This window comes from Endozoicomonas sp. 2B-B, assembly GCF_053470045.1.
In genome coordinates this window covers 5,317,957-5,325,590 of sequence record NZ_JBLZMU010000001.1, presented here as the reverse complement: position 1 = coordinate 5,325,590, position 7,634 = coordinate 5,317,957, and the positions used below count along the sequence as shown (strand labels likewise).

The following is a 7,634-nucleotide window of genomic DNA, read 5'->3' as shown; positions in this document are numbered from 1 at the left end:
GTATTTCCGTGACTACGCAGGTAACCCGAGCTGGTCAAAGAAAGCCCGGTTCCTCTCTTTTGCCGATTGCAGCAGGCGATCATAAGATACGACTTCAATGAAAGCATTTCGAGGCTTGTTATAACCAAAGAACCCCATTCCATCATAGGTTTCGGTCAGGCTCGTCAGCTCGCAGCGTTCTACCATGGTTGGGGTTAAAAACAGTTCGCAGTAATCTATTATAATCTGAAACTATCTTATACGATCTCAAACAACGATAAGATATTAATGAAGATAGGTGAGGCAGCTCGTTTACTTGGTACAGAACCAGTGACACTACGAAAGTATAGGTGAGCTGCTTCCTGCCAGAAAGACCAAAGGCAGAACTCGTTACTACGACGTATCTGAATTGATGGTCTACAGTAAAGAAGCTGCGCCTACGCGCTACTGCAGAGTATCCGGTCACGACCAAAAGCCAGACTTAGACAGGCTGCAAGAGTTACTGGAAGCCCACTGTTCTGCAAAAGGTTAGCGAATCAGGTTATACGAAAAGATGCTTGAGACTTTGCAAGTTGTTGTTAGCTCACAAGATTGAACTCAGACCGACCAAACAACAAGCCGATTATCTTGATAGGGCTTGCGGTTCTCGTCGTCATGCGTTCAATCAACTGTTAGCCCATTTCAGTCAAGAAGGCGTTAAATGGTCAAAGAAAGCTGCGAATGAAAAATACAAAGCACTCAGGCTTGAGTTTCCCTGGTATGCCGAAGTCAGCCAACGTGTAACCAGGAACACAATCGACGATCTTGATGATGCCTATACTCGCTTCTTTCGTGGGGTGGAGAAAGGAGAAAAAGCCGGTTATCCAAGATTCAAGAAGCGAGGACTACACGACAGGTTTTCTCTCAGAGAAAAGCCCAAGTTCGATGTTGATGGCAGAACACTTCGCATTGAGAAGCTGGAAACCCGAATCAAAATGCGACAAGAGCTGAGATTCACTGGCACACCCTGTCAGGTGACGATCAGTAAGCGAGCCGGAAAGTATTTCGCTTCTATTTTGGTGGACACTCAGGATTACGACCCAAAAGCACAAAGCAATGAGTCTGTAGGCGTTGATTTTGGCATCAAAGATTTAGCTATTTGCTCGAATGGCAAAACCTTTGCTGCTAATCAGAAACTGAAATGCTCTCTGAAACGCCTGAACAGGAAACAGAAGGCGTTAAGCCGCAAAACAAAGGGAAGCAACCGCTATGCGAAAGCCAAGCGAGCGGTTGCCAAACTGCATTACCGGATAAGTAACCAGCGATCAGCCGTACTGCATGAGGTAAGTGATTATCTGACTTCAAGATTCAAAATAATCACCATCGAAAATATGAATGTAAAAGGCATGGTAAAAAACCGCAAACTGGCAAGAGCAATCAGTGACGCAGGTTTCGGTATGCTGAGAGAACTTGTTGAATACAAGGCAGAGCTGAGAGGTTGCCAGGTTGTGATTGCAGATCGGTTCTTTCCCAGCTCGAAGAAGTGTGCGGTTCATACTTGCGACTACATAAACGACAATCTCACTCTGTCTGATCGTGAGTGACGGTGTCCAAAATGTAAAACCCTGCATGACAGAGATTACAGTGCAAGTTTGAACCTTGATAATTATGGTCGAGACACGTTACAGCTCGACCTTAAACCCTACGCAAGAGTGGAGTTAGACACGATTCGTCGTGCATCCATGGTGATGGCGTAGATAAGTCTAGATAATTACAGATTATGTTAGATTTTTAGTAACGGTCAGGTCGCTAATGACATAGACATAGCCAGGTATTTCCAGACTGTTCCTGATAGGTCTGCCTGATGTGGTTTTTACCTTGCCTTCACGGATGCGCTTCAGGTAGCCAAGAGCCTGCTCAATAGGGTTTTTGTCTTCTCCCTCTGAGGCATCATTCCTCATAGGTCGCTTGATCTCAACCACTGTCAGGGAGGCTAAGGGCATTGATTTTTTTTCAGAAACTAAAATGGGGTTGTCGTTAATGTTCAGTGCACACAAGTCAGGCTCTTTCGTAGAACTATCATCGGTAATGGGCATGGATCGAAGTGATTTATCGGAGGCCAGAAAATCGTGGAAAGCCAGTCTTTCATCAATAAGCCAGAGGTTGCAGGCATCTGTGGAGACTTCTTCAGAGGTTTTCCGCATGGGCATAATAAGCTGATGAATCAGCTCTTCATGAACATATTTCCCGTTGTCCATTTGTCCAATGTATTTCTCTAACAAGTCAAGAATTACACGTCGATGAGAGACATAGCTGGCCAGGTCTGACTTCTTAAAATCTTCTGCTTTTTTGAGGTATGCTTTCAGTTTTTTCTGATATAAATCCATGTCATTTTCAATGGCCGGATTCATGATCTCGTGACCCTCTGCCAGCAACTGGCGCTCAGCATCGGAATACTGTTTATGCAACAATGTATCCAGTTCTTTATCACTCATTCTCGGGTCAACAGAAAACTCCTGTTGATTGATCAGGTGCATTACCGGTCGGTATCTGGGGGCTTTTTCTGAGACGAACTCGTTGATTCTCTCACGACCTGCTTTCAGGTTTTCACTCAGATAATTGCTCAGGTACTGCTTGCTTCTGGCCAGAACATGACGCTGCATATCTTTGAAACTGACTTCGACATCCTCAAGAATACCCCCTATATCATCAGCTATATCAAATGCAGTGCGCTCTGGACGAACATGGTCGTCCAGATAGTCGGATGAAATGTAGCAGGTATAGATGAACTCACCAGCCTCATCCGATATTTTGCCAAACAGCCCCGGGATTTGATGACTAATGGGAATTTCCTGCACCAGCCTGTTAGCCGCGCAAAGGGCGAGAGAGTGCTTCTTTTTGGTCGAAGCATGAAATTTTATGTGGGTCAGCCTGAACGCATAGCCTTTTATATCAATAGTTTCTTTACTGGCTTTGCTATGCATGTACTGATCAAACAAGTTTTCCAGGGCAATAGTTTCAGTCCCATCCTTTATGGTTATGCGGGGTACAGAATCTTCTCTGACAAAATACCAAAGACAATGTTCTAATAAAGCATTAGCGATGCTGGTCGCCGTTTTTGGGCAGGCATCACGATACTTTTTATCGAAGCCAGATAATGTGAGGATAGAGAAAGGCCCTTCGCCATTCGGGTCAGGCTCAGGATCCTGAGTCTTTATCCCCTGAGCGGCACTGAACGAGAATTGCCGTTTAACGATACCTGACGAGTTTGATTTGAAGGCACTGGTAACATCCGCTCTATCGAATGCTTTGAGCCACAGTAAACGACCCACTCCCCGGCACCCTTTTCCTATCTTATGATCAGAGTCAAGGGTTTCAAACGATGCCATGTTTTCTTCGTTGAAGCCTATGCCATTGTCGTGAATTTCAAAGCCGACTATTTCTGAGCAGTGCTCAGAGTCGTCAAGCCCAGAGGAAGCCTGCTGACTACGTAGTATTTTTAGTGTCACAGTGCCGCCTGTGAGCAAATTGTTGTTTTCTTCAAGAGCTTGCAGAGAGTTAACGACGGCTTCAAAAACCGGGAAAAGTCCATGACTCTTGCGCAGATTGGTATTCCTTAACCTTCCTGCCAGATTGGTATGCAGGCTCATTATAAATAGGCTCCTCAGGCAGGAAGTGCTTTTTACCAAAATTCAGCGAACTGAAATATTTTATACAAATACCCAGAGGGCTGCTGACTTTATTATTGCTCAGGCATTGTGGAGCTTCCCGGTGTTGGTCGGAATTAAGGCTTTTTAGTTGACTTTCTCTGTTAAATAGTCCCTGCCCGAAAACCCACAAGTAATTCAATTCAGCAGGCAGCAGCCAAAATTTTTTGATTGAAATTTAGCCTACTCATTTGTGGGTGCTACTTTTTGGTTGATTTTTGTTCATTTTATGAACAAGCTTCCGATTTTTGAACACAGGGCAACCTCACCCAAAGGTGAACCTGGTTGCCAACAAACCCGTTTCTCTTTTCAGGTTGCGGGCTTTGTGAAATCGCTTCTTATGCTGCTCCTGCAAGTAGCGGCTCTGCCGCCACAGGCTTACATGCTGCTCCGAAGACAGAGTAGTTGCCCACTCTATCACCTTGCAAAGTGCACCGACACTTTGCAAGATCGTGAATGGCTGGACTCCTATCAATGATTCCAAAGCCATTGCTTTGACTGGACTGACCAACGTCGAGGGTCAGTTCTACTTTGGCTCAGCTGTTTGCATGACTGGCCCTCAGTCCTCTGTTTCTATTACCAATGCGACTACCAATGCGACTTTCAGTATCAACGCGGTTTCTACTTCATCAGCGGATACAATCCCAGCGACCAATGTTTTGGGCGTCATAGCCTCGCTGGCCATATTGTTGAATCTATAGCCTGAGCTGATTCCTCGGTTAATATCCGTCGGAAAGTGAACATTGTTTTTTACGACGATGAGGAGGCTAAAGATGAGGCCGTGTGGGCAGCTAGTTCAGCAGCTACACGGGTTAGTCTCTTTGCACGACGTTTATCACCTAATTCTGCGCAACTCGAAAGTATGTTCAGCCCATTGTTGAGGAGACAGTGGAAGCATGGTCTTGACTCATCTCAGAGGTTAAACCCAGTATAGAATTTGTGACTAAGTGATAGCCGATTGGGCGAGGGTTGACGACGATTTTGCTAAATTTCCTTTGTGTCGTTTTTTGTCTTTGGAATTTTATGGGTTTGAGGATAATTGAAAAGCACTGCCCTGATAAGTGACTATAATTTCCGCTGCGAACGAATAGTGTTAGCTCTTTCTCTTTACTCTGTTTTTGGAAGTGCGATGTTTGTTGTGTTTCCGTGCCATTTCGGGAGTGTAGCTTGTGATTTACTCTGTCTCTCGCTTTCTTGTATTAGCTATAAATCTACTGAGCTATTTGTCAGTACATGCCAGCTCTGTTCTCAACACTAAACCTGATTATTTAGTCTCCTTTTCGTCGTCCTCCATCTCGGAAGTCCGACCGTCTTCTGAGAGCCTGCCCTGCCAAGGTCTTTTACTTTCCTCTGGCCATGTTGCTACTGCGCCAGCCTGCGCTAAAACCATAGCTGAACAGGTTAGTATGGGTGGTACAGTAAACCTGTTGGATAACAGCCGACAAAGCATTGGGCATCTGTCCGCTATTAATACCGATGAAACAGCGAAAGGGATTCTTTCCGCCTCGCTACACCGAGCGGTAAGCCCAAATAGCTTGTTCTCTGTTACAGGGCTTGGTGCCTCTGGTAATGAACCACAGGCTTACTTCCTGCAACAGGGGGAGAGCCTTACTGTCGGGCACGCAACCGTTCGCTTAGGTGATATAGAGGTGAAACATGGGGTGCAGTTCCAACCGCTTCACTCTGATACTAACCTCCCTCCTGGAAGCCCTGTTATATCAGGTGAGAAGGTGGTTTGTCTGGCTGATGGGGCTGGTGCTTGTGTCGGAAATACTCATAAACAAGCAACACATATTAGTAAGCGGTCTGCTAGAAGCAAAAGGGAGTCTAACGGGACAACAACTGGTTCGCCTACTACAAGCAAAAGCGAGTCTAACGAGACAACAACTGTTTTGCCTACTAGCTTAAACGTGACAGCAGCTAGTTTGCCTCATACAAGCAAAAGTGAGTCTAAAGGATCAGCAACTGGTTGTAAGCTCTTCGGTGTCGAATTGGGTTTCGAAGTTGACACTTGGGATTGTAGCGATTGCACAGCCTGTGGTTGCTCTAGTGGATGTAAAATTGTTTACAGCAGACCTGAAAAATTGCAGTCAGGTTCATGTGAATGTGTCACAAAAGGAAATTGCAGCGCAAATACATGCAGTAACAGTGGCGCTGCTTCCTTAACAGCGGGAGTCTTTAGCCTTTTGGTTGTATCTGTGGCTGCTATTGCAGCGAGCTTTTAAAGCCATCCCTCTTTATAAAAAGCCCTGATTGGGTAAAATTGAGTTAGTTTCAGGTGTCTACGATGCTGCCAAAGGCGAGACAAAAATAAAGCGTAAAGACAAGTTTTCCAAGGACAGCGGCTTTCAGTTCTCATTTGATTTAGCTGGGAAGCAGGGAGTAAAAAAAGTGGCACTGGGTGACTTCATAAAAGGAGAAGCAACAATAAGCTGGGGAAGCATTGTTCAGGGTGTATCAATGGACTCATATTTGGAGTCGTTTATTTCCAGTGCCGCCGTTGATGTTGAGCTGATGTGGGCACCTGAATACAAAATAAAAGTGATCACTAAAAATGGAAAAAGAACAGAGCAGGTAACGACAACGTATAAGGAAAAATGCCAGCCTACTAAATGGTCGGTTGTATTCTCAACAATTAGTCTGGGTCGCAGTGGCTGTTCTTTCGGCCTTATCAGAAGTAGTAGTCGATAATATTATCTCGCCTCAGCTATATGCCGACTGCAATGACTGATAGTAGCACCCTGATATTCCGGAGCATCAAATCATGGCCCCATGTTTAAGAAAGCATATAGCCTGCTCTTGATTAAAACCGCAACGAGCGCAACACTCGCTGTTATGGCTAAGGTTCAAGCTACCTTGTCAAACACTTAAGAAAGACATTTCTGGCACCGTTGATGTCACGATCAACGGTGAAGCCCTCACCCTTAATAACTTTGGAAGAACCTAATTTTTCGTCAATGATCCCGTTCCATGATCGAGTCTTGGATGTGTAGGCTTCGTTGCAATCAACCACATGCTTTCCATACTTTTTTGCGTACCACTTAAGCCGCTTTTTGAATTGGTAATGATTGAGGTCAAGCATCTGGCGGCAGGTGTTACGGCGCAAGGTTCGAACCTTCTTATCTTTGCGTGTGACCATACCTCTTGTCTCAAAGGTTGGCAAAAATACAACGTCGTAGTTCGACACCAGCTCGAACGCCAGCCGGTTATGCAGATCAAGAATAATGTCATCCTTTTTGCATTTCAGCCGGTCAATTTCCCTGTTGAAATGAATAATCCGATCTCTTGCCCACTGGGGCATGTCGGGGAACTTAACGCCCTTTTGCGTGTTCAGGATTTTTTGCTTTTGACTGACCAAGCTGTCCACTTGCTTCATCAGTGGGAACAGCTTTGTTTTTGCAACGTTATCACCCGCTATCAACGCCTCTTTTTCGCTGTAGCAAGTGGCAAAGGTGCGAACTCCGGGGTCAACTCCAACGCATCTAACCTTCCCTTGGATTTCGGGATTTAGCTCAATATATTGTTGAACCTGAATGAACCAGCGACCTTTGTCGTAGGTTACGACACAAGATTTACCAATCGCTTCTGCTGGCACATCCTCTGTCAGGTGAATCTTGCCAAGAGCCTGTACGCAGGGATTTAATCCCTTTGGCAAACGGTCAATAGAGAATGAGTGCCTGCTACCTTTGCGGCTTTTGAAACTGATTTCTGCAAAGCCCTCTTTAGCTCCCTTGAGCTTCTTGTTGTGCTTGCAGACCGCTTTGAATGTAGCCGCTGCCGCCAGTGTTCCATTATCAGAAACAATCGAGTTATAAGCCCTGCCACTTTCTTTTTGCTCCTGCTCCACTTGAGCTTTAATGGCGGGTCGCATGTTGATGAATTTTCCGCTGGCATCTTTATAGTCATCATTGCGGAAACGCTCAACAGCAAGGTTGTACGACCTCCGATAGAGCATCAGGGCATCGTGAT

At 45.4% G+C, this 7,634-nt stretch carries 7 protein-coding genes; 4 read left to right on the top strand and 3 right to left on the bottom strand.

The window, feature by feature from the left end:
• The first annotated feature begins 551 nt into the window (after positions 1 to 551).
• On the top strand, positions 552 to 1,562 hold the full coding sequence (locus tag ACOMHB_RS19925) for an RNA-guided endonuclease InsQ/TnpB family protein (RefSeq protein WP_448217932.1): 1,011 nt from the start codon (positions 552 to 554) through the stop codon (positions 1,560 to 1,562).
• Positions 1,563 to 1,736: 174 nt separating this feature from the next.
• Here the strand turns inward: ACOMHB_RS19925 and ACOMHB_RS19920 are convergent, their stop codons facing one another.
• The gene (locus tag ACOMHB_RS19920) at positions 1,737 to 3,608 is read right to left on the bottom strand and encodes a hypothetical protein (RefSeq protein WP_448217931.1); all 1,872 of its coding nucleotides are present in this window, start codon (positions 3,606 to 3,608) and stop codon (positions 1,737 to 1,739) included.
• 286 nt (positions 3,609 to 3,894) lie between these two features.
• Between ACOMHB_RS19920 and ACOMHB_RS19915 the strand changes: the two genes are divergently transcribed.
• Positions 3,895 to 4,143 (top strand): hypothetical protein, encoded by a 249-nt coding sequence (locus ACOMHB_RS19915; protein ID WP_448217930.1) that lies wholly within the window; start codon positions 3,895 to 3,897, stop codon positions 4,141 to 4,143.
• A 272-nt stretch (positions 4,144 to 4,415) separates the two neighbouring features.
• Here the strand turns inward: ACOMHB_RS19915 and ACOMHB_RS19910 are convergent, their stop codons facing one another.
• Complete coding sequence (locus ACOMHB_RS19910) at positions 4,416 to 4,529, bottom strand: transposase DNA-binding-containing protein (protein ID WP_448218655.1); 114 nt, start codon at positions 4,527 to 4,529, stop codon at positions 4,416 to 4,418.
• Between the two features lie 305 nt (positions 4,530 to 4,834).
• Here ACOMHB_RS19910 and ACOMHB_RS19905 point away from each other — a divergent pair, with 305 nt between their 5' ends.
• Entirely contained in the window at positions 4,835 to 5,890 is a 1,056-nt protein-coding gene (locus ACOMHB_RS19905) for a hypothetical protein (protein WP_448217929.1), read from the top strand.
• 28 nt (positions 5,891 to 5,918) lie between these two features.
• Positions 5,919 to 6,356, top strand: coding sequence for a hypothetical protein (locus ACOMHB_RS19900; protein ID WP_448217928.1), 438 nt, complete (start codon positions 5,919 to 5,921; stop codon positions 6,354 to 6,356).
• A 160-nt stretch (positions 6,357 to 6,516) separates the two neighbouring features.
• On the opposite strand, the gene ACOMHB_RS19895 is transcribed toward ACOMHB_RS19900, so the two are convergent.
• Positions 6,517 to 7,620 carry an RNA-guided endonuclease InsQ/TnpB family protein gene (locus ACOMHB_RS19895; protein ID WP_448217927.1) on the bottom strand — a complete coding sequence of 368 codons (1,104 nt, stop codon included), beginning with the start codon at positions 7,618 to 7,620 and terminating at the stop codon, positions 6,517 to 6,519.
• Positions 7,621 to 7,634 lie beyond the last annotated feature (14 nt).